General features: G+C 32.0%; 25 protein-coding genes and 2 pseudogenes. 5 read left to right on the top strand and 22 right to left on the bottom strand.

Features of this window, described 5'->3' with window-relative positions:
* Positions 1-55 precede the first annotated feature (55 nt).
* The 7 genes from IGM13_RS02065 to cylL-L all read right to left on the bottom strand — a co-directional run bounded on the left by IGM13_RS02065 (position 56) and on the right by cylL-L (position 8,820).
* Entirely contained in the window at positions 56-619 is a 564-nt protein-coding gene (locus IGM13_RS02065) for a hypothetical protein (RefSeq protein WP_002370925.1), read from the bottom strand.
* A 352-nt stretch (positions 620-971) separates the two neighbouring features.
* The gene (locus IGM13_RS02060; RefSeq protein WP_002368282.1) at positions 972-1,955 is read right to left on the bottom strand and encodes a site-2 protease family protein; all 984 of its coding nucleotides are present in this window, start codon (positions 1,953-1,955) and stop codon (positions 972-974) included.
* Positions 1,956-3,194, bottom strand: a complete 1,239-nt coding sequence (locus IGM13_RS02055; protein WP_002368283.1) for a S8 family serine peptidase — start codon at positions 3,192-3,194, stop codon at positions 1,956-1,958.
* Positions 3,191-5,335, bottom strand: a complete 2,145-nt coding sequence (locus tag IGM13_RS02050) for a peptidase domain-containing ABC transporter (protein WP_002370927.1) — start codon at positions 5,333-5,335, stop codon at positions 3,191-3,193. The genes IGM13_RS02055 and IGM13_RS02050 overlap by 4 nt, the downstream gene beginning before the upstream one ends.
* Positions 5,336-5,346: 11 nt before the next feature.
* Complete coding sequence (locus tag IGM13_RS02045; protein ID WP_002370929.1) at positions 5,347-8,328, bottom strand: type 2 lanthipeptide synthetase LanM family protein; 2,982 nt, start codon at positions 8,326-8,328, stop codon at positions 5,347-5,349.
* 60 nt (positions 8,329-8,388) lie between these two features.
* Positions 8,389-8,580 carry a lanthipeptide cytolysin subunit CylL-S gene (gene cylL-S, locus IGM13_RS02040; RefSeq protein WP_002358181.1) on the bottom strand — a complete coding sequence of 64 codons (192 nt, stop codon included), beginning with the start codon at positions 8,578-8,580 and terminating at the stop codon, positions 8,389-8,391.
* A 33-nt stretch (positions 8,581-8,613) separates the two neighbouring features.
* Positions 8,614-8,820: a lanthipeptide cytolysin subunit CylL-L gene (gene cylL-L / locus IGM13_RS02035; protein ID WP_002358485.1), complete on the bottom strand. Its 207-nt coding sequence runs from the start codon at positions 8,818-8,820 to the stop codon at positions 8,614-8,616.
* Positions 8,821-9,223: 403 nt separating this feature from the next.
* Between cylL-L and cylR2 the strand changes: the two genes are divergently transcribed.
* Positions 9,224-9,424, top strand: a complete 201-nt coding sequence (cylR2, locus tag IGM13_RS02030) for a cytolysin regulator CylR2 (RefSeq protein ID WP_002370931.1) — start codon at positions 9,224-9,226, stop codon at positions 9,422-9,424.
* A 337-nt stretch (positions 9,425-9,761) separates the two neighbouring features.
* On the opposite strand, the gene IGM13_RS02025 is transcribed toward cylR2, so the two are convergent.
* Positions 9,762-10,076: a hypothetical protein gene (locus IGM13_RS02025; protein WP_002403043.1), complete on the bottom strand. Its 315-nt coding sequence runs from the start codon at positions 10,074-10,076 to the stop codon at positions 9,762-9,764.
* 172 nt (positions 10,077-10,248) lie between these two features.
* A complete protein-coding gene (locus IGM13_RS02020) occupies positions 10,249-10,893 on the bottom strand; it encodes an IS6 family transposase (RefSeq protein WP_002377952.1) in 645 nt (214 codons plus the stop codon).
* A 129-nt stretch (positions 10,894-11,022) separates the two neighbouring features.
* Between IGM13_RS02020 and IGM13_RS02015 the strand changes: the two are divergent.
* Positions 11,023-11,908 (top strand): annotated as a pseudogene (locus tag IGM13_RS02015) (IS256 family transposase); the annotation flags it as partial.
* A 304-nt stretch (positions 11,909-12,212) separates the two neighbouring features.
* Here the strand turns inward: IGM13_RS02015 and IGM13_RS02010 are convergent.
* The 3 genes from IGM13_RS02010 to IGM13_RS02000 form a co-directional block, all read right to left on the bottom strand.
* Positions 12,213-13,250 carry a PTS sugar transporter subunit IIC gene (locus IGM13_RS02010; protein ID WP_002355369.1) on the bottom strand — a complete coding sequence of 346 codons (1,038 nt, stop codon included), beginning with the start codon at positions 13,248-13,250 and terminating at the stop codon, positions 12,213-12,215.
* A 25-nt stretch (positions 13,251-13,275) separates the two neighbouring features.
* On the bottom strand, positions 13,276-14,214 hold the full coding sequence (locus IGM13_RS02005; RefSeq protein ID WP_002370935.1) for a 2-dehydropantoate 2-reductase: 939 nt from the start codon (positions 14,212-14,214) through the stop codon (positions 13,276-13,278).
* 127 nt (positions 14,215-14,341) lie between these two features.
* On the bottom strand, positions 14,342-14,671 hold the full coding sequence (locus IGM13_RS02000; RefSeq protein ID WP_002358661.1) for an LPXTG cell wall anchor domain-containing protein: 330 nt from the start codon (positions 14,669-14,671) through the stop codon (positions 14,342-14,344).
* A gap of 29 nt (positions 14,672-14,700) precedes the next feature.
* Here IGM13_RS02000 and IGM13_RS01995 point away from each other — a divergent pair, with 29 nt between their 5' ends.
* Positions 14,701-14,886: a hypothetical protein gene (locus tag IGM13_RS01995; RefSeq protein ID WP_002358660.1), complete on the top strand. Its 186-nt coding sequence runs from the start codon at positions 14,701-14,703 to the stop codon at positions 14,884-14,886.
* 31 nt (positions 14,887-14,917) lie between these two features.
* Positions 14,918-15,526: pseudogene (locus IGM13_RS01990) on the top strand (IS6 family transposase); the annotation flags it as partial.
* A 668-nt stretch (positions 15,527-16,194) separates the two neighbouring features.
* Here IGM13_RS01990 and bsh read toward each other — a convergent pair.
* Entirely contained in the window at positions 16,195-17,169 is a 975-nt protein-coding gene (gene bsh, locus IGM13_RS01985; protein ID WP_002355428.1) for a choloylglycine hydrolase, read from the bottom strand.
* A 223-nt stretch (positions 17,170-17,392) separates the two neighbouring features.
* Here bsh and IGM13_RS01980 point away from each other — a divergent pair, with 223 nt between their 5' ends.
* Complete coding sequence (locus tag IGM13_RS01980; protein ID WP_002377952.1) at positions 17,393-18,037, top strand: IS6 family transposase; 645 nt, start codon at positions 17,393-17,395, stop codon at positions 18,035-18,037.
* A 190-nt stretch (positions 18,038-18,227) separates the two neighbouring features.
* On the opposite strand, the gene IGM13_RS01975 is transcribed toward IGM13_RS01980, so the two are convergent.
* The 9 genes from IGM13_RS01975 to IGM13_RS01935 form a co-directional block, all read right to left on the bottom strand.
* Entirely contained in the window at positions 18,228-18,503 is a 276-nt protein-coding gene (locus tag IGM13_RS01975) for a type II toxin-antitoxin system YafQ family toxin (RefSeq protein ID WP_086269734.1), read from the bottom strand.
* Complete coding sequence (locus IGM13_RS01970; RefSeq protein WP_002369771.1) at positions 18,496-18,762, bottom strand: type II toxin-antitoxin system RelB/DinJ family antitoxin; 267 nt, start codon at positions 18,760-18,762, stop codon at positions 18,496-18,498. Before IGM13_RS01970 ends, IGM13_RS01975 begins: the two co-directional genes overlap by 8 nt.
* Before the next feature lie 110 nt (positions 18,763-18,872).
* Positions 18,873-19,457 carry a thermonuclease family protein gene (locus IGM13_RS01965; RefSeq protein WP_002377949.1) on the bottom strand — a complete coding sequence of 195 codons (585 nt, stop codon included), beginning with the start codon at positions 19,455-19,457 and terminating at the stop codon, positions 18,873-18,875.
* Between the two features lie 23 nt (positions 19,458-19,480).
* Positions 19,481-19,897 (bottom strand): single-stranded DNA-binding protein, encoded by a 417-nt coding sequence (locus IGM13_RS01960; RefSeq protein WP_010710134.1) that lies wholly within the window; start codon positions 19,895-19,897, stop codon positions 19,481-19,483.
* A gap of 75 nt (positions 19,898-19,972) precedes the next feature.
* The gene (locus tag IGM13_RS01955; RefSeq protein WP_002360773.1) at positions 19,973-20,221 is read right to left on the bottom strand and encodes a DUF3850 domain-containing protein; all 249 of its coding nucleotides are present in this window, start codon (positions 20,219-20,221) and stop codon (positions 19,973-19,975) included.
* 12 nt (positions 20,222-20,233) lie between these two features.
* Entirely contained in the window at positions 20,234-20,734 is a 501-nt protein-coding gene (locus IGM13_RS01950) for a DnaJ domain-containing protein (RefSeq protein WP_002360775.1), read from the bottom strand.
* A 32-nt stretch (positions 20,735-20,766) separates the two neighbouring features.
* Positions 20,767-21,033 (bottom strand): hypothetical protein, encoded by a 267-nt coding sequence (locus tag IGM13_RS01945; protein ID WP_002377947.1) that lies wholly within the window; start codon positions 21,031-21,033, stop codon positions 20,767-20,769.
* 591 nt (positions 21,034-21,624) lie between these two features.
* Positions 21,625-22,113, bottom strand: coding sequence for a hypothetical protein (locus IGM13_RS01940; protein WP_048945224.1), 489 nt, complete (start codon positions 22,111-22,113; stop codon positions 21,625-21,627).
* A gap of 5 nt (positions 22,114-22,118) precedes the next feature.
* Complete coding sequence (locus IGM13_RS01935; RefSeq protein ID WP_048945223.1) at positions 22,119-22,904, bottom strand: replication-relaxation family protein; 786 nt, start codon at positions 22,902-22,904, stop codon at positions 22,119-22,121.
* Between the last annotated feature and the right edge of the window lie 134 nt (positions 22,905-23,038).

Here is a 23,038-nt window from a genome sequence, read left to right as displayed (position 1 = left end):
TGTCATATTCAACATACCATGACTGTACTCGAAGAACTGTTTAAAAAGATTTGGTCTACTCTTTAACCCAAGCTTCCGTTTCAACTTCTCCATAATTGCTCGCCACAATGTATTCATAAGGTAGGCTGTCTATAATGTTAGGAATATCGCGTACTTTTATTACTTCCGTTCCATTAAATTTTGTAGAAACAATAAAGAATTCTATTTCTTCATTGTAATCATTAAGAAGTTGTAACATATCTTTATCTTTACTAAAAACATAGTGATCAAAAATTTGGGGTTCTCCATGATTGACATCTGATACAGAGATTACTTCAGCCATTGATAATGCAATTTCTTCATTGTATTCTATTAAAAATATTCCATGAGCTTTATTACCCTTGTAAATTTTTAAATTTTGAATATGAGTATCTATGTTTTTCTTACACGACTTTAATAGGTTTTCCTTTAAATGATTATTAGAATACGTTAATCTATGTCTAGCAAAAGTATCTTCATCGATCAGTCCTTCTTTTATCTCATTACTTCGACTCTCGAACATTCTTTGTCTTTTTATATGCTCGGCTCCTTTTTTCAAAGTTCTACATTCTTGTTTTGTTTGTTGTTCTTCATTATTCATTTTCTTAAACTATTCTCCTGTCTTTTTTTAATATTATGCTTTTACTTTATTTTGCACGATAATCTTACTCCACAACAAATTGTTAAATTAGCATTATTAAATGTAAAAATTGAGTATACTCATATTTTACACAAATGACGTATGCCCAACTTGAATGTCCTACTGTTTACCTAGTAACAATTGGAATATGAAAAAGAACCAACACGGCATACCCTGTTGGTTCTTTTAGTTAATATATTTTAATAGAAAATTTATTTATTACATCATGAAATACTGTATAAAAATCGTAGCAAGCACACATCACTTTTTTTAGCCTATCATTTTACGTCGACAGTCTAGCTGGTTTCTTATCTCAATTTTGAACCCATTGTTTTTCTGCTATAATCATAGTTGACGTTTGATCTGAATAATTTTTTATGATATTGCTAAATTCTGTCATTGATTGGCTTATTTCATCATCAGCACTTTTTGAGCATTTAAAGTTTAGATATTTAATTCTAGATCTACTAATTGAGTCTAGAATTTTTAAATTAATTTTTTTAAAAGTTTGTTTATTATCTACAGATAAGATATATTCTATCATATACAAATTAGCTAAATAAAAATTCTGTAAATAACTTTTATTATTCAGTATCTTGTCTTCTTTACTAAGTATTGGGTATATTAGTTTTAATTTCCTATTATTTTTGTCTATTAAATACTCATATATAACATACAGTAAGAATGTATTTAGCACATATAATGGTAATTCTTTATTTTTTTTTATTATTTTGCATACCTCATTGCTATTTAAGAAAGTTGACTGATTATATTTATTAAGTAAGCTATTTGATACAATATAATACATTTCGAAAATATAATCCTTAGTAACTAATTTATATATATTGTATCCATCATTCATAAACCCGTTAAAATTAAAAGGAACTGCAGTAATCAAGAATATTGAAAAATTAAATAAAGAAAAATATTGAAAAAATTCAATTTTTACAAAAAAAGTTAATGTAAAAAAAAGACTAAATATTGGTCCTCCGGTTAACAACCTCAGAATTTTCTTATTATTAAACGTAGTTGGCTTATATCTAAATAATCCACCAAAAAATCCCCACTGTGTATTTAATCTAACCTTAAACTGTTTTTCCCACGAAAGTTTTATAAACCCAAATATTAATGACTCTGGTCTAACTTTATTAAATAATCCAAAAACTAAATGACCTAACTCATGTACAAAGATAGACAATAACAAGGAAAAGTATGCAGTAGACACTAAATTTAATTCAAAAACAAGAGTAAAGATTACGAGAAGTAACGTAAAGATCATCGGAGATATAAATTTCATCTATTTTATTCTCACCTCTTTGTATTTAAGCATGCTATTTTTATCTATAAAAGAATCAGCATTTTCAAATAAAGTATTTAATACTTCATTTGAATCTTTAGAATTATCTACATTCTTTGACATAATAGCTGCTAAAGCTGCGCTTACTTCTGGAGTTGCTAAACTTGTTCCAAAAGAAAGTGTATAACCATCTGGAAAGTCAGCAGCTTTGCCTAGTGGAGAAACTAGCGATGTAGGGTAATAAGTCATCATCATTTCACGAGCATCAATTTGTCCTGTTATTTTGTAATTGTCACCATATCCTCCTGCAGGACCATATATAGATACATTAGACCCATAATTAGAATAGTCAGCAATATCACCACTCTTTTTTGTAGCTCCGACGGTAATTACAGACTCTAGTCCTCCTGGTATATGTTTTTCATTACCAGTGCTTATATCACGCGACTCATTTCCTGCTGATGCAACAATTAGAATGTTATTTTTTCTTGCATAGTTAACAGCTTTTCTGAATGCTTCTACAGTAAATCTTTCGTCGTCTATTTCCATATTTTTATATGATCCAAGACTCACATTTATTATATCTACTTGATCATTTGTAGCATCAACTATAGCTTTAAGCATATTTATAGAGTTTCCATCTGTCCCATCCATCACCTTATAAGAATTTAAATTTACTCTTGGAGCAATCGTGTCTATTACTCCAGCAACTTGTGTACCATGACCATATTCATCTAACTCAATATCATTAACATAGTTTTTTAATCTTAGGTTATTGTCTTGAAGATTAGGATGAAGCCTATCAATCCCCGAGTCAATTAGAGCTATGGTTATATCTTTCCCTAGTTGTTCTTTCACTGGATCAATATGAGATAAAATTTTTTTATATGGCCAATTAAAAGACTTAAAATCTTTGTTTAAAATATTAATGTTTAAAATAGAACTATTAACTTCTTCAGGTTTAAAATCTGGTAATTTTTTCCCTTCCGAAACATTAAAATATTTACCTATAAACTTCCTATCACTATCATCCAGGTTTTTAAAACTAACTAATCCTATTTCCTGTATATAATCTACTTTTTCAGAAGATAATTCAGACTCAATTTCTTCTATAGCAGTTGTTTGCGAATTATCAATAAAAAATGAAATATTATTTGAGAGATCTGATGCATAACCTGTTGTTCCTAATGTTAAAAAAATATATGAGATTAAAATATAAGTCAATCCTCTTTTTTTCATTTTGTACCTCCAAATTGTTGTTTTTTGTAATACAGTGAACGATATAACTCGCTATTTTCAATAAGATCTTCATGCTTTCCAATACATACTATTTCACCATTATCCATTAATATAATTTTATCAAAGTTTCTCACCGTACTAATTCTGTGAGCAACAGTAATAACTGTTCTTTTCTCATCTAATAAATTAGAAAAAACTTCAAATTCTGAAATATTATCCATTGCAGATGTAGGTTCATCTAAAAGTAATGTATTCACATTAGAATAGAACGCTCTAGCTAAAGCAATCTTTTGCCTTTGACCACCAGAGAAATTACTACCATTTTCTGATACTATAGTTTTCTCATACTGAGGAATTCCTAAAAGTACCTCATCCATTTTTGATTTACTCATACTTTCTTTTAGTCTTTTTTTCTCATTTATAGAAGAATTCGGTTTAAACTCTAAAGAAATATTTTTTTCGATAGTTTCATTAAAAATATGCGCATTTTGATTAACATAAAAAATGTTTCTTCTATTATTGGAGTTGTTTGATAAAGGATAGCCTTCATACAATATTTCTCCATTAGAAGGTTGTAACAATCCAGCCAATAGTTTTAGTAAAGTAGATTTCCCTGACCCACTTCTACCAACAATAGCAACTTTATCCCCTTTTCTTATGTCAAAAGAAATACCATTTAAAATATTTTTTTCAAAAACAGATATAGTATAGTAAACATTATTAACCCTATAAATAAACTCTTCTTTTCCAACATTTCCTTTTTTATTATTAAAATCATTTTTTTCTTCATAAGTTAAAACTTCAGATAATTTTTGAAAATATACATTTAATAGTAGAAAGTCATTATAAGAGGAAACCAAACTTAGAATTGGCTTCATAACCATTGTTACTATAGAAACAAAACCAATTAGTGATCCTAATGACAAAGAATTGTTGATTATTAATTTAATACCTATTATTAAAAATAGAGCTGGCATTACACTTTGTATGATTTCTGGTAATATTCCAAAAATAGCTATATATCTATTTTTATTTTTTGTAATTAATAGTTGAGACGTAAACATGTTTTTCCAATTTAACAAAAAACTCTTTTCTGCATTAGCAGATTTAATGGTTTCAATTCCTTCAATTGCTTCTGTAATAATTCTCTGGACGTTTCCTTGTTCCATTATTTCTTTATCTACAAATCTTTTTATTGTATGCGAATTTATAATACTTAAAAAAGCTATTAAAGAGATTAGAACAAGAGCTATTATTGTCAGTAAAATAGAATAGTTAACCATTAAAAACAAATATATCCCTAAAAAAAGACTATCTATTAAAGTTGTTATTACCTTTTGAGACAATATTTGCCTAATATAAATATTTAAGTTCGCTCTAAACACTAATTCTCCAGTTGATCTATTACTAAAATACATTAGTGGCATACTAAAAAGTTTATCAATATAAGAAAACATTAATTTAAAATCAAATTCATACTGAAATTCTGCTACTACAGAGCTTTTTAAGTATTGAACTACATATAAAACAGAAAAAAAACTAGTTAATATTAATAACAGAACATAGGTAGGAATTTCTTGAAAAGATCTAATATTATCTATCGAATACTTTGTTGCAATAGGAATTAAGAGTAATAAAAGTTGTGAAACAAATGATAATATTATTAAACTAAAGAAATATCTTTTGAATTTTGTAAAAATAAATGACTTTAAAAAAAACTGTTTCCTTTTGCCTTCTTTTTTAGTCTTTTTCTTATGTGCGTATATTAATATATTTGAAAAATTTTTTTTGAATTCTGAAATATCAATCCAGCGTTTATTACTTGCAGGATCTAAGATTAATACTTTCTTCTTTTTTATTTTCTCTATGACCACAAAATGTTGATTATTCCAATAACTTATTACAGGAGTCGGAAGATCTAAATAATTTGAAAAACTTGATTTAAATGTCGATACATCAAATCCATATTCGTCAAAGACAGTACGAATATTCTTGATAGTTAGTCCTCCTTTGGGCACCCCATATTTTTCCCTTAGTTCTACTAGTGTACTTTGATTACCATAATAATTAAGTAGCATAGTGATACATGCCAAAGCACATTCACTATGCTCTCCTTGCGCAACGTACTTCAATCTTTTCATAATTACACCTCTTATAACTCAAAAAGTAATGCATTCGGAATTTCAGAATCTAGGTTTCTCAATAATTCATAACCCACACCACTGATTCCTACAAAGAATCCTAGTGATTCTAAATACTCACTTCCGGCAACCTTTAGTGTATTATTTTTTTCAAAATCATTTAGCATATAGCTAATAAGTTTATTTTTTTTATACTGATAAGTTTCAGGATCTTTTTTAGCTAATTGAATTAGCCCTTCTAAAGTACCTGCATTTCCATGGCACAGACAATCTTTATTTTTATATGCTATGGTTTTATTAATATCTATATTTGAAATGTTATCATCATATAATTCAATTGTCGCTAAAAGTTCACCTACAGTTCCCTTACACCAACTATTGTTTTTAGGTTCTTCTTCAAAGTATGATTCTTTAATTTTATGAAGTAAAGAATTTGCCTTATCTATCCTATTGAATTTTGATAGAAGATGGACATAGCTATATATACCGTGTCCGAATCCTCTGAAATTAAAATAGGGTTCTTCGGATAATTTTTCAAAAATTTCTAATGAAAATTTTCTATATTTTTCATCCTCTGTTATCTCGGATAACAATAATAAAACTTTTATTATACTATTATGCCCGTGGATCCAATCATTTTTTAACTCGCCATTATTTATCGGTTTCTTTTCAATCAACATGTCTGCAATTTCTACGGCTACATTTAAAGAGTTTATATCATTATTTAAGCGGTAATCTACAAGTAAAGGATATATTAAACTTCCTTTTCCAAAAAAAGCTGACAATATATCTTCAGATGGTATTGTATAAATTGAATTTTTTATACATTCAATTACATAGTCATATTTATGATTCTTTGTAATGTATTTAAGAGCCACATAAAATATGAATATACCAGGCAATCCATCGTACATATTATTATTTAGGATTCCCACATTCCAATCTTGATCCAACTTTATGTCAATCCAATTTACAGTATTGGTTTTTTTATTAAAAATAGCTCTCTTGAAAATTTTTTTCTCTATCTTCTGACATGCTTGAATAATTTTACCGTTTAGCTCTAAGCCAGTATAAATATATTTATTTGAATTTTGATTTTTCAAATCATTAATATATTTATATGGATTATAAATATTCAAAGCAATTTCTAGCCAAACGGTTTGAATAGAAATATCTTCATCACAAAGATCATTTATTTTATTTAGGCATCTATTCAGAGCGCTTTCTTGATAAAAATCTTCTACTAAGCACCCGTCACTAGCTATTAATGATGTTTTTGAGATATTGTTATAAAAAATGGGTATGTCTCCATCTATTAAGTCTGAAAATTCGTAATGAACTACCTTTTTATTCTTATATGGATAGGCCCACATATTATGAAGTACTTTTTCTCTCTCTATTGCATTAGAAAAGCAATTAGGATGGTATGAAAATTCCAACATATCAGCATATCTTTGAGTTGGTCTGATTACATTTCTAACTATAAGATTTTGTAAATTATTATTAATATATGCCAATATTTTTTTCTTAGAATCCTTTGCTTTCATTAAAATACTTTTCATACCAGTAACTATATATTTTTCATAGCTGATAAAACTAATTTTTTCATTATTCATAATTGGAGTATTTTTTGCAGTATCCATAATGTGTGTTTGATATTCAAAACGCATTTCATCAGTAAATGTATTTTTAATTTTTAATATCTTGAACGGTACGCTTTGCTCTTTAAAGTTTAACGCACTAAGGTTAACCCCTTCATCCTTCGAATCTGACTTATCTTTCATCGCTAAATATGGTACTAGCCCTGTCACCATTATAGAATCTAAATATTTATATTTAGCATCTACTGTTGCGCTATTACCAAACTCTATAGGAATATTTTGTTGAAAAAAAGTTTCGTTATCTATGATAACAGGGTATTCTCCATGAGCGATTATATTCTCATAGTGTAAGTCTGTAACATTAAATAAGAAAGCTATTCCGATTAGTTTACCATACCTTTCATAATATTTTTTTACTTCTTCTATGTTATTTATTTCTATATTATCTATATATTCTTCATAGAAATAGGTATTTCTAGTAACTTTTTTAACTATATAAATATCTGCCTCTAATTCTTTATTTAAAAATTCAAAAAAATCTCTTAATTTATTCTCGCTATTAATCTTTGGCTTGTATACTATCTTCTTTCCATCAGAAAAAGTTAGTGTAGAAACAGTTTTTCCGCGACTATGAGAGTCTCCCTGTGATTCTGATATAGAGTTAAGCTCTGAGGATTGTATGTTAAAACAATTTTGTATGCTAGGTAAATCTTCAGTCACTCTTATAAGCATTTGTTTAGTATTATCTAAAAAATATCTCATTCTAACAACAGTAATACGCATCAACTCAGGATAGCATGTATAAAAAGCTATTATATCTTTTTTAGAGTTAAATCTTTTTTTTAGATAATAGATAAATCGCTTGCTACTATCATTTCCCTTTAGAGGTTCATTTTTTTTAAAAGTATGCAAATCTAGCACTAATGTTTTACTTGTTAAGTGAATAAGCTCTTGTGTTAAAGTTTCTAATAAATTAATAATGAATTCTTTTGTACAAATATTTAACTCTGAGTTTAAATCAAGTAAAAATAAACGAGCATACTGTAAGAAATATCTAAAAGGATAACTAGCATCTACTTCTAATAATTTCTCTTCACTATCATTATAAGAATCTAAAATGGATTCAAAAAAAATATACCATGATTGATCTTTAATGTATTGAATTGCAACTTCTTTATCAGGAAAGTTTTCAATAGGTGTTATTCCTAATCCAAAATTATCCAGTGATTCATATTTATATTTAATCAAGTAGTCTAAATCATCTTGTTTAAGAACACTTTTTCTTTCTTTCCAAGCTTGTAAATTTTTAATGTCGTACTTCTCTTTACCACTTTGCTTTAGTAAAAAACATCTTTCATTTATGCTTAAAACATTTATTAAATTATCTTCCATGTAAGCACTCCTTTTTTATGTATAAGAGGGCTAGTTTCACTAGCCCTCTTAATATATAAATTAGCAAAATTTAGCTGAAAATAATGCACCTACTCCTAAGCCTATGGTAAAACATGCTGGAGTTGTCTCAGCCTGAACATCTCCACTACCTTGAATCGCTTCCATTTCTTCTAAACTTAACTCTTCAAAAGAAGGACCAACAAGTTCTAATTTATTAGAGTAATAGTTTTCTTGATTTTCCTTATTTAGCACTGTGCTTCACCTCACTAAGTTTTATAGTATATTTTAACAATGTTTTAAAGACACAACTACAGTTACTCCAGTAAAAATACCGCCACCAACCCAGCCACAAGCAGCACTACTTGCTGCAGCTGTCGCCGCAACAGCACACACCGGTGTTGTCTCAGCCTGAACATCTCCACTACCTTGAATCGCTTCCATTTCCTCAACACTTAGTTCTTCAAAACTAGGAACTACACTTAAATTTTCCATAATTCTTACCCTCCATCATAAAATTGTTGTATATTGCATAACATAATATGTTACAATTTAATATTATAGAGCTTTTAATCTTTTGTCAAGTGACACTTGACAAAAAGGAGGAATCAAAATGGCTATTTTTATTTTTTTATTGGATATCATTTCTGTAGTCTACTTTGTTTTTAATCTGACTGATTCAAAAAAAGATGAGCGAATTTTATATACAATTTCTTTAACATCTACTTACATGTACTTATTTATTAACTTTTCCATACTTATAGTAATTGCTATTTTTCTTTTACTACCTAATGTTATTACTAAAAACTATCTATTTAATTTTATCTACTATTACTTCTCTCTATCAATGATATTGCACTCTCTGTTACTACTTTTTTTCAACAAGAGGACTTCATAAATGATAATCAATAACTTAAAATTAATTAGAGAGAAAAAAAAAATTAGCCAAAGTGAATTAGCTGCTTTATTAGAAGTTAGCAGACAAACTATTAATGGTATAGAAAAAAATAAATATAACCCTTCTTTACAGTTAGCATTAAAAATTGCTTACTACCTGGATACTCCACTAGAAGATATTTTTCAATGGCAACCTGAATAAAAAAGATTTTTAAATTTCACCACAGAATATTTAAATTAAAAGAAAGGTGCTTCGTATGAAGAAAAAGTTTATATCCCTTCTGATTTTATTTTTAGGAATAATTGTTGGCATAGTAACAGTTTATATTTTAAAGCATAAATAATTATGACTGTTGTTTTATACTTTAATCATAACTGATTTTTTATCAGTAAAACCCTCACTTATGATTACATTCATTTAAATAAAAACTAGGCTCAAATGTATAGTAAAGACTATCTCTTTTTTTGGGGGAGACAGTCTCTAAGGTTATAACTTATTTTAGCCTTTCAATTGCCTTGATATTACTTTTATTTCAAGATTATTTAACATGGACAAATACTTCTGAATCTTTTACATAAATGTCGTGGTAATAATTAGATTTCATTAAGTCACTTTCTTCTTTATTCAACGCGTTAATATCAAAGATCTCCATGTTCACATTTAAGCCAGTGTACGTTCTAAATAAAAACTGATTTGGCCAATAAAGGGCTTCATTTGGTGGAACCAGTTCTTTTAATATAGGATAATTCTTCGAACTATTGACAAATACTGGCGAATCCTTAAATAAAGAGGTACTATGCACGGTCACCGTGTCACGGTTCACTAGATCTTTTAAATCACCGGCTAATATCATACTTTGTCGTTCAAAAGATTCCTTTTGGTGACTTAACGCACTAGCATAAACAAATGTAAAAGATAAAAGGTAAACACAGAAAAGGCAAACCGCTGTTTTTGACACATAACCTACCGCGGGTTCTGTTGCAAAGTTTTAAATAAAGAATAAAATCCCTTACGGTATCTATGATTTAAGCTGGGATTCCCAATAATACCTTGATTTCAGTACAGACCGAAAACCCGAAGAGAGTACCTTCTTTTCGGGTTTTCTTATATAATCCTCGAATGGCTTCCATGCCTTTAATCGTGGTAGAGGCAGTGCGTAAACTTCGATAGAATTTATTGCGTCTCTTTACTGGACGATGGTCTTGTTCAATCAAATTATTCAGGTATTTAATGGTACGATGTTCTGTCCCTTGATAAAAGCCGTATTCTTTTAGTTTCTTAAAGGCACTTGTAATAGAGGGGGCTTTATCTGTGACTACAACCTTCGGTTCATCAAACTGCTTCACTAACCGCTTAAGAAAAGCATAGGCTGCTTGTGTGTCCCGTTTTTTACGTAACCAAATATCCAAGGTTAAACCATCTGCATCGATGGCTCGATACAAATAATGCCATTTTCCTTTAATTTTGATGTACGTTTCATCCATTTTCCATGAATAAAAGGATTGTTTATTTTTCTTTTTCCAAATTTGATAGAGTAGTTTGCCATATTCTTGCACCCAACGATAAATCGTCGTATGAGAAACGTTAATGCCACGATCATATAAGATTTCTTGAACTTCACGATAGCTAAGGTTATAACGAAGATAGTAGCCCACGGCTACAATAATCACATCCTACTGAAATTGCTTTCCTTTAAAATGATTCACCGTCATTCCTCCTGCTATCTTTTTCTATTATTCTACCTTATTTGATAGTAGATTTAAAACTTTGCAACAGAACCGTTACCACAACACATTCACAGAATTCCGCGCGACCGCAACGGCGAGTTCAAGCAACAGACTGTTCCTGCTTATAGACGGACGAATGATACCTTAGAGGAGACCGTCATTCACCTCTTCCGAAAAGGTATTACCATGTCGGAAATCGCAGACTGAAGAAGTAAATGCATTTAAAGTTAGAACTCTAAATGATAAGTATGTCGCTATTTTCATGGATGCTACTTATATTTCTTTAAAACGGCAAACCGTCTCCAAAGAAGCAATCTATATTGCCATTGGTATACGAGAAGACGGCACTAAAGAAGTACTAAGTTATGCGATTGCTCCGACTGAATCGACCTACGTTTGGAATGAGTTGTTACAGGACATTTACTCCAGAGGGATTCATGATGTCTTACTGTTTATTACCGATGGCTTAAAAGGCATGAAAGATACGATTCACCAGATTTATCCTAAAGCTAAATACCAACATTGCTGTGTTCACGTTTACCGTAATATTGCTCATAAAGTACGTGTCAAAGATCGAAAAGAAATCTGTGATGATTTTAAGGCTGTTTATCAAGCTAGCTCAAAGGAAGAGGCAAATACCTTTTTAGGGAGTATGATTGAGAAGTGGCAGAAAACTTATCCTAAAGTGACGCAGTCACTGATAAAAAATCAAGATTTATTGACTTTTTATGAGTTTCCGCCTGGTATCCGCCGAAGCATTTACTCAACTAATTTAATCGAATCTTTCAATAAACAAATCAAGAAATACAGCCGCAGAAAAGAGCAGTTTCAAAATGAAGAATCACTAGAGCGTTTCCTAGTATCCATCTTTGATACATACAATCAAAAATTCTTAAATAGAAGCCATAAAGGCTTCCAACAAGTGACGGATACATTAGCTTCAATGTTTACTGAGTAACCCATTATTTTGCAGAAGGACGAGTTATTTACACAAAATTATTGACGCTCCCGGTTGGTACAACAAGAATTGCAGTAGCATAGTCACCATTGATGAAACTACTTAATGATTAAATTGAGCAATTTCTCAAATAGCACAAACTGCTCTTCATAAAACGAAAAGCAGTTCATAATGTATTTAGATATTTCATTGTGCTATTGACCAGAAACACACTATTTAAGGTACCTTTCTCTTTTCGCTGAGATTCACCAACTTCAATTGCACAAAAAAGCGTGAGCACAAGGCTCACACTTTTTCTAGTTGACTATCCTAAAAATTCGAAAACATCTTTACGATCATACAATTTCAAGATTTTTTCAAATAAGATTTGACCTACGAAAGCAGCTACGATTGGTACAACAAACCAGCTGATTAATAGTAGAATAATACTCAAACCGGCGTCCAATGAAGCCAACGGACCTACCAACCCTACCAAACCGAAACCAGCAGAAGCAGGAGTCCCTGAGACTGAGAATAACGCTACTGGAATTGCTGAGATGATAGCGGTGAATAGACATGGCACCAAGATAATTGGTTTCCTAAACAAGTTTGGCATCATCATTTTCATAGCACCCAATGCGATGGCCAAAGTAACCCCTGGTTTGTTGACTTTCCAAGAGTTAACTACCAAGACAACTGTTGTTGCGGCAACACCCATAGCGGCTGCACCAGCAGAAACACCGTTCAATTGAATTGCCATACCAATGGCAACTGTAGAGATCGGCGAGATAATCAAGAAAGCAAAGGAACATGCAATCAAGATTGACATCAAAATTGGTTGCAAAGTAGTAAAGGTATTAATTAAGTCACCGATAGCGGCAGTAATCTTGGTTACGTAAGGATATAAATAATAGCCGATTAGACCAGCGCCGATACCAACAACGATTGGTGTTGCAACAATTGCCACGGACCCAAATTTTTCGCCGATCAACAAGATCATGCCGACAGCGATTGATGCAGTAATCATGGTATTGATGATGTCTCCGGTACCAGCACCGATATAAGTAGCTGTGTCAGGATTGAATTTCACAACACCGGAGCCAACGAAAGCTGCACCGGCAACTACTAACATTTGCATTGGTTTGAAGCCAAACTGCACCGCAATCAAAGCGCCAATCAATAGTGGAGTAGCTAGTTGGAAAATAACTGCCATTTGTGTGATCGTTACTGCTAAGGTATTTTCACCAAATAATTTCAAAATTGCTGCCAATACCGCGTTAGGAATCAACCCTACGATGATCCCCGTTGCGGTACCCGCTAATACTTTATTTAAAAATATTTTTGGAGTTAATTTTTCTTCCATTTTCTCATCCTCTTTCTAATGATTACTATTTCGCTCCTAGAATTTCTTCTTTACTATGAACCAGTTGCGTTAAGAAATCACAGTAAGGAGTTACTACTCCATATTTTTTACCTTTACGAGAAATGGCTCCGTTGATGTAGTCAATCTCGGTCAAACGGTTATTTTTTATCAAGTCTTGGTGCATCGATGGGAAATGCATACCAATCGTAGTCGGGTCAAAACAAGTTTCTACATGTTCGATTACTTCGGGAATGTCTAAGTTGACGTTTTCTTTGGCAGCAACAGCTGCAAATTCGTTAACAATAGTCACTACCATGTCATGAGCAGGTTTGGTTGCACCAAGCCCCGCCATATTGACGTCTAAAATCGTGCATAAGCCATTCATCGTACCATTGACACAAGCTTTACGATAAATTGAATAATGAATGTTGTCGGAATATTTGGCATTTAAACCAGACGCGGACAAAGTTTCCGCCAATTTTTTCGCTGATTCTTCTTGGCCAATACCTAGATTTTGCAATTCAACAGACCCGCTGCCAAATAATTTAGCCTTGCCGGGACCTTCTAGACCAGCAGTCCACATGGTGTTGCCGATAAAGATTTTTTCCATCGGTACGAATTTTTCGATTACGTCTTCATGACCGATACCGTTTAAAAGACACAAAACTTCTGTGTGATCAGCAATTAATGGTTTAACATCCTGCAGCATTTTTTCCAACTGCATTGCCTTCGTGAATAAGATAATCAAATCAAATTGCTCACCAGTGGGCACCTCATTCTGATTAACAATTGAGACTTTAACAGTAATTTCTTCGCCATTATAATTAGCCTTCAATCCGTTTTCTTTGATGGCATTGATATGCTCCTGCCAGCCGTCGATTAGCAAAACATCGTTACCACCTTGTTTCAACATCAGTCCGAACCGGGAACCCATCGCGCCGGCCCCTGCAATTGCAATTTTCATAAATAAAAGCCTCCAAACTTAATTTATAATAAGTGAACATTTTCACATTTCTCATTATAGAGTTTTCATTCGGAAACTTCAAGTAGGAGAGTGTAAAACTTGCGACCATGCTTTTATAAATACTTAATTAGATTCTCTTTTTAAAAATGAATGCTGATCCTAATACCATTAATGAACCTAGGACAGACAATGCAATATTTTCTGTTTCTCCTGTTTTTGGTAAAACTTTCATTCTTCCGTCTGAACCTTTAACCGTTACTGTTCCGTCTTTTTGAACGTCTGCTCCAATTTCTTTAGCTTCAACTTTCTTTGTTGTTCCGTCTGCTAATTGAATAATCGGTTTACTATCTTCAACTGCGACAATCACAACGCCTGTATCTGTATTAACTGGGTTTTCGTTTGAATGCTTTTTTCCTAGCTTTTCTTTTATTGATAATTTAAAATATAAATCAAACAACTATTGTATGACAATAACGGGAGGATCCTATGAAAGAAGATAAAATACATGTTTTAAGTTTATTCATATCTAGTATAGTTTTATTCTTAATAACAATTATTTTTCACGAAATTGCTATCGGTCTGGTTATCGCATTAATTTGTTTTCCCATTAGTAATTCTATTGCAAAAAAAGGTTCTGTTGCAAAGTTTTCCAAAAAATCTATTTTAGTGTAAAATTGAGAAAAAAGACAGAGAGGACAGAGTAATGAATCATTTTAAAGGCAAACAATTCAAAAAAGACGTCATTATTGTCGCTGTTGGTTACTACCTGCGTTACAATCTAAGCTATCGTGAAGTTCAGGAATTGTTATATGATCGTGGAATAAATGTTTGTCATACTACGATTTATCGTTGGGTGCAAGAGTACAGCAAAGTCCTCTATGATCTTTGGAAGAAGAAAAATAGACAATCCTTCTATTCATGGAAAATGGACGAAACCTATATCAAAATTAAGGGACGTTGGCATTATCTTTATCGTGCAATTGATGCGGACGGCTTAACCTTAGATATCTGGTTACGAAAGAAACGGGATACGCAAGCAATTGTGACCGATAAAGCACCTTCTCTTGGCTCCGCCTTTAGAAAGTTACAGAGTGTGGGTTTATATACTAAGACAGAGCACCGAACTGTGAAGTATCTTAACAATTTAATAGAACAAGACCATCGACCTATTAAACGACGGAATAAATTTTATCAAAGTCTCCGTACAGCCTCTTCCACGATTAAGGGCATGGAGACCATTCGAGGAATATATAAAAAGAACCGAAGAAATGGAACGCTCTTCGGATTTTCGGTGTCTACTGAAATCAAGGTTAATGGGAATACCAGCCTAAGATATTTGGAGTTCAGAGAGGGCGCGTTTGATTTTCAAACTTTGCAACAGAACCCTTCACTTTATCGACAAACGCTATAACAAACGGATTCATTTGTAATTCATTTTCATGCGCATAATTTATTTCTGCTGTAAAAATTGGTACATTACTGGGCACCATTCCTAAAACTGACGCAGAAATCATTAAAATAGCACATACTTTTTTCATTTCGATTCAAACTCCTTCACATTTTTTAGTCTTTTAAATAAATACTAATACACCTATCACATTTATAACTCTATATTTTTTTTACACTTCAAAAAAATTATGCGGACAATCGTAGTTACTCTTATAACAAGCTATTCTTCTTATTAAAAAATTACAAGTGTTTACTATTCATTTTTTTATAGAAAATATGAATACAAAAAAACAACTATTCGTTTTATAAGAATAGTTGTTTTTGATATTAATTGTTAAACCCTTTTTTTCTCAAAAATCCACTTTTTCATGTAATACTGTACTTTTTTGTCATCTTTCCTTAAAGCATCTAATTTGTTTAATTTATCATCAATTACCTAGTAGTTATCAATAACTTAAATCTACTCTTCTATTATTCCCGTTTATTTAAACTCATTTCGAAAATACTTATAAAAACAAGAATTACAACAAATTAATTAGCATAGTTAATTTGTTGTGTTTCCACCATTGGATAAACAATTAAGCTATCCTTCTCTAAATTTTCCTTATTCATATCCACAGCAGTAATTTGACTATTGTCATACGTACGATAGTAATAAATTCCCTTTTCCAGGTTACAACATGAAGAATAAATCGTATACTCATATTTTTCATCACCAACATCACACAATCCTTTTTGTTGTTCGACAGAACTTAAAATATGAAAAAATTGGCTAATACTTTCATATTCTGAACTTCTTGATACAGAATTTAACTTAGTAAAAGTTGCTTTTACAAATCTAGATACTGATGATAAATCTCCTGGCAACCCAATACCACCCATTCCTCTACTATAAATATCTAACTCTATTTGATCTGAAAAATTATTTTTTGGAGTTCTAGTTGAAAGTACACGATAATTGTTTAAATTAAATAATTGGTAATCAAATGTTGGGTTATTTGTTAATACGCCTACAGGATTATCAAATACACGTAAGCCTTCTTTCGTGCTTTCAACCACAATAGATTGCTCTTTATCAGCCAACAGCCAATGGAGAGGGGATAACGGAAGTTCATCACTAAAATTAATATTTACTAAATTAAGATTCTTCAATAATTTTTTTGCTTCATCTACAGTAGAGCATTGGCCCAATACCCAAGGAATAAACTCAAATGGAGAAACATTTTCTTTTCCTTCTTCAATTTTTTTATAATCTGCATAGCCTGAAAAGTTTAATCCAGCCATTCCTAATCCTTTTTCATTTATTGCATCATAATAAAGCGGATAATCAGCAATCCCAGCAGCAATTCCAATTATTGCAAAATGATGATCTAAATTTCCAACTTCTCGAAATGAAAACTTATAATTTCTCGGCGTAATAGTAACCACCTCATTATAAGAAATTTCATAATCAAAATTCCTTCCAAAGTAATGATCTTTTGATACATAAGTAATTGCTGTACACATAATCAATTCCTCCTATATACTAATTCAGTCACTAAAATAGTACACCCAATACTCTTTTTTATCAAATTTAACCTATCCACAAAATGGCTAAACAATATATGAACATTCAATTTGGTTCTGTTGCAAAGTTTTAAATCTACTATCAAATAAGGTAGAATAATAGAAAAAGATAGCAGGAGGAATGACGGTGAATCATTTTAAAGGAAAGCAATTTCAGTAGGATGTGATTATTGTAGCCGTGGGCTACTATCTTCGTTATAACCTTAGCTATCGTGAAGTTCAAGAAATCTTATATGATCGTGGCATTAACGTTTCTCATACGACGATTTATCGTTGGGTGCAAGAATATGGCAAACTACTCTATCAAATTTGGAAAAAGAAAAATAAACAATCCTTTTATTCATGGAAAATGGATGAAACGTACATCAAAATTAAAGGAAAATGGCATTATTTGTATCGAGCCATCGATGCAGATGGTTTAACCTTGGATATTTGGTTACGTAAAAAACGGGACACACAAGCAGCCTATGCTTTTCTTAAGCGGTTAGTGAAGCAGTTTGATGAACCGAAGGTTGTAGTCACAGATAAAGCCCCCTCTATTACAAGTGCCTTTAAGAAACTAAAAGAATACGGCTTTTATCAAGGGACAGAACATCGTACCATTAAATACCTGAATAATTTGATTGAACAAGACCATCGTCCAGTAAAGAGACGCAATAAATTCTATCGAAGTTTACGCACTGCCTCTACCACGATTAAAGGCATGGAAGCCATTCGAGGATTATATAAGAAAACCCGAAAAGAAGGTACTCTCTTCGGGTTTTCGGTCTGTACTGAAATCAAGGTATTATTGGGAATCCCAGCTTAAATCATAGATACCGTAAGGGATTTTATTCTTTATTTAAAACTTTGCAACAGAACCGATCGTTGCGCCCTGGTCTTGCATGACTATTTTTTATTGTGTTAAAATTACTAGTACAATCGAATAATCAAAAAAACACTACTATTCGTCTGGTCGTTTAGTAGTGTTTTTTATTGATTTGTAATATCTTTCCGATTCATCGAAATAATTCACTATGTGAGCCTATTCGAGCTAAAGTTAGGATCAATTTATCACCGTCAATTTTATAAATCAGTAACCAATCTGGTTCAATATGGCACTCTCTTGTACCTATATAATTTCCTGTTAGTGCGTTGTCTTTATACTTTGGCGGCAATGTTTGCTGTTCTTGTAAAAGTACTAATACTTCTTTTAACTTCTCTAAATTCTTTCCTTGTTTCTTTGCTTTCTTAAAGTCTTTTTTGAATTGGTTCGTGTAAAATATTTCAAGCATTTAAATCCTCCATTAAATCCTCCACGGAAGAAAATCCACCATGAACATTTCCTTCTTTAATGTCTTTTAATGCTTGTAGAGTCTCTTTGTTTCCCTTATTAATCATAAAAGGAATTGCTTGCTCATTAATAGACTGTTTTAAGAAAATCGTAATTGCACTTGTCATATTTAACCCTAAATCATCAAATAATTGTTCTGCTTCTTCTTTTAAATTTTCATCAACATTTACATGTATAGGTTTCTTTTTTGTAGTAGCCACCTTTACCCCTCCTTTATGTATATAATTATAACACAATATGTTGTTATCGACAACATATTGTGTTATAATTTCTCGCCAAAAGCTTTCAATAATTCATAGCGATTTCTTATTTATTTACTAAACCCCCGTTGTGTCACATAACCTGGTATGCTCCAGATTCCGAGTGACTCATTTTTAGCCTGTTCTTGGGCTTGCTCTAGTTCTGCCAAATACTTAGTTGTAGGCTCTTTTACATAGGCAACACGAGCTAATCCTTCACTTACAAGCGTTTTTTGTAGTAATGTTCCATCTACGAATATGTAGCCCAACGCTCGTCCGTAACGATCTGTTTTATCGCCCTTATCATATTCAAACGTAATTTCTGAAGCAGTAGACAAAAGCTCTTTTGTGCGTTTGCTAGCTTCCAATCCGAACGGCTGAACTTTTGTTTTCGGTTTCACAGTCTCGGGTGTGTCAATTAATAAAAACCGAACTTTTTGTTCTTTTCCGTCAATTTTTAATACTGTGGTATCGCCATCCACGTGCCTAACAAAATCAGCTGGTATACGTTGATCGTTTGAAATAGTTTGAGTAACATTTTCAGTAACTTCTTTTACACTATCCTGTGCTTTTTGTTCAAGACTTGCGCATCCTGATAATAAAAAAGTGGCTACTGCTGTAAGCAGCAGCCACTTTTTACCGATTAACTTTTTCATTTTCTCCCTCCTTCAGATAAATTTTAATGATAAGCAGGCGGTTCCATATCATCCATACCATAAAACGGTTCGGCGTTCGCCATTTCTGGCATTTGTTGTTTTTGTTCTCTATTTTGTACAGTTTCTTTTGATTCTAAAAATTCAAAGCCTGCTACGACTAATTCTGTAACATAATGCGTTTGTCCTTGTTGATCATCATAAGAACGTGATTGCAATTCACCATTTACTGCAATTAATGAACCTTTTTGCGTATATTTTGCTAACACCTCTGCAGGTTTCCCCCAGATTACACATTGAATAAAAGTCGTTTGGGCATTCCCTTCTTTATCAAGTCTTTCTCTTTTGCAAGCTAATGCAAAATTGGCAACGGCCTTCCCTGTTGACGTTACTCTTAGTTCTGAACTTTTTGTTAATCTTCCTACTGCACTTGTTTTAATCATTCTTGATTCCTTCTTTCTTTTTATTTGGTCGTCCAAAGAGGTAAAACCTCTTTGGACGTATAATCTAATTTTTTACTAATGTAATTCAATTCCTAGCACCACATAACCTTCACGTTGTGCATAATCCGTTATATAAATAACTTCCGCTTCGCATTCATCATCTAAATACATGCCATTCATATATTCTTCGAGAATTAAAATATCCCCTACTTGAAAATTACGATCGTTCTTTCTTATCTCAAATGTTTTTCGCCGTTCTTTTACTGCCTTGAAAAACTCGGTTTCAATTTTTAATGTGTGAATAGTCGGGTGTTGTTGTTCCATTGTACTTCCTCCTTAGGCTGTTGCTGTTAATGTCTTTTGTTTGGCTTGTTCTTCTTTAACTACCTGCGAACCATACATATTGCGAATATCGCTCATATTGTATTTTTTCTTACTGCGTTTTTTATATCCATCGGGGGCTAAATACCAGGACTTTTTGTTGTTGCTCCATTTCATATTTAAAGCTTTCAACTCTTCTTTATAAGGCTTTGTATTCCCTGATACCCATAAGAATGCGCCTATCACTTCAATTGAAACATTTTCCATTTTTAGTGTTAACAACTTGTGTATGATTTCTTGCCATTCTTGCGGTGTTTCTGTCGTTTCTTTTTGGTAGTACTCACCTTCTTTATTTTTGTGTGTATTTTTAAGCTTATCGAACAACGCTTCATACTCGTTATTTATTTGCGCCATTTCTTTATCAGTACCGCCCATGTCTGGGTGGTACTTTAAAGCTAGCTTTTTATATACGCGTTTCAATTCTTCTAATGTCGTTACATCTTTGATAAATTTCATGCTAATCGCCCTTTCTGATTGCTGCTGAACAGCTAAGCTGCCCAGCGTTCCAATTTTTCAATTGATTTTTTATCATTTTCAAGGTCTGCTTTTGTGTACCATGCTGGTATCTCTTTATCAGAAAATAGACTGTAGATAAATTCTAAGATTTCCATGCTTTCTCTAGCTTTAACAGCTGATTCACATTGATTAACGTAATATCTTACATCTTGTCTAAGTCTATCGACATAAGAATAATGAAACGTTTTGTTTCCTTCTACCATTTTTTTTAATCTGTTTTTTTCTTTTGTTGTTAGCATTTTGCTTTCCTTCTTTCAATTTTTATTTTCAAACAACCAATAAATAACTATGTTTTTGTCAACGCTTTTCCGACCAACCTTTTCGGTTGAGAGAGTGAGGCGCCGGGTGTTAGGGGTGCAACCCCTAAGGTTTGATTAGGCTCGTTTTTAGACGAAGGCCTGTTTGTTTGATTTCGCTTTTCAGTTTTCAAAGGTCAGAGGGGAAATTCTGGTTAGATTCCCTTTTCGTATATCGGTCGTTCGGCATAACCGACTAGAAAACATGTTCTGTCGGAGGACAAGGGTCGGCTTGCCGATGCCACTTGCCCTTGACCTCCGACAGGTTATGTTTTAGGTTATACTCGCCGAGTGACTGATAGACGATTAGGGAATCTTAGAAATTACACGGCTGTGAGAACTGATAAATCAAACACACTAGCCCTTCCTAAAAACGGGCCTGATTCAGACGCATGGTTTTTGCGTCTGAATCACTACGTCGGTTCTCCGACGTAGAAAAAAGAACGAAGCTTGACTTCGTTCTTTTCCTCTCTTAGGTGAGCGTATGCGAACTCAAACAATCTATTGGTGTTCTTCTGAAAGAAGAAAAGCTTGTTAATCATATTCTACGTGCTTTTTCACTTCATGTAAGCAGCTACTTAAAATTATCAAGTAGTTTATTAATACTTCAAATTTCTCGACATAAATTTCAGGAATAGAGACACAATACCTGTTAAAATTAACGCAGCGAATTTTTTCAAAATTTAAGCTAAAAGGTGTTCCATAGAAAATAGTAATTAACTTTTTTAAAGACAATAAATCATTAATAAAAATTGGGACAGCTTCTTTAGAAATACCATATGTTCCATCATGATAAATAGTGATTTCTACATCTCCTAAAATACATAAGTTTTCATTATCTAGCGTTAATCGAAAAGATCTCACGATTGTTTTTGCAAGTGTAACAGGTTGCCACCAAATGACATGCCATCGTCTTTTGCTTATGGGAATAAGTCCTGTTTCATCATCCAGACAGCCTAATTTTTTTAACTCTCTTTCGTAACCGGCTAGCTTCTTGTTGAATTCTTTCTCTATTCTTCTCATGAAACTCACTCCCAATTAATGAATTTATCTTTTTCTAGTAATCGTTTCAGTTCAATTTCAAATTCTTCAGCTGAAAAAACATGCAATCGATCAAACACTTCTTTGTACTCGTCCCCTTCTTTGTCAATAAAATATTCTTTAAACATATCAAGTTCTTCTTTAATGATTGAACTAGGTGTTACATAAATTAAGCGTGCATCTTCATAATTTTTTAAATGTTTAATGTATTTCGGAAACACACCCTGACTATAACGTCGTTTTGTTTTTAGTGTTAATTCTATTTCAAATTGCCACTCTACTTCTCGTCCAATACTATCCAAAAACATAAAAATGAAGTCAGGAACAAAGTATTTTACGCCTTTTTGATTTTTCTTCTCGTCCTTTACTTCATATACTTTTCGACGTTCTGATACTACCGCCTTAAGGTGCGGGTGCTTATTACAAAGTTCCAACATTTTTATCAGATAATCATTAATTTGTAAGTGGTGTTGTAAATTGTATTCAGGAACTTTTGGCAAGGTGTAGTATCCACCAATGTAATTATGCCCTTCTTTTGTTAGGTAATAAAATTTTGTTGATCCAATTTGGGAACATTCCACTAGATTTTTTTCCTTCAGTTTTTTTAGATTACCGTATACACTACTTTTTTTTGCCATATTATCAAATTGACAAAAGTCAATAAGTTGTTTTACCGATACAACTCTCAATTCATGTAGTAAACATAAAAGAATCAAGTGTATCTTATCTTCTTTTGAATAATCAATAAAGTAATTGTAAAGTAATGGTTTCAAAGTATCACCGCATTTCTATAAAATGTACAAATAGGCAAAGCCTATTTGTTTCATTGAAAAAGAGTTTCGGAACAACGTGTAGAAATTCTTTTTCAGCTTTTAAGTCCTCCAAGTTTTGGTGGAGGATTTAGGAG

Source organism: Enterococcus sp. DIV0561 (assembly GCF_050539875.1).
Classification (GTDB): Bacteria; Bacillota; Bacilli; order Lactobacillales; family Enterococcaceae; genus Enterococcus; species Enterococcus faecalis.
The sequence above is the reverse complement of the archived record's forward strand: the minus strand, read 5'-3'. Positions and strand labels throughout refer to the sequence as shown.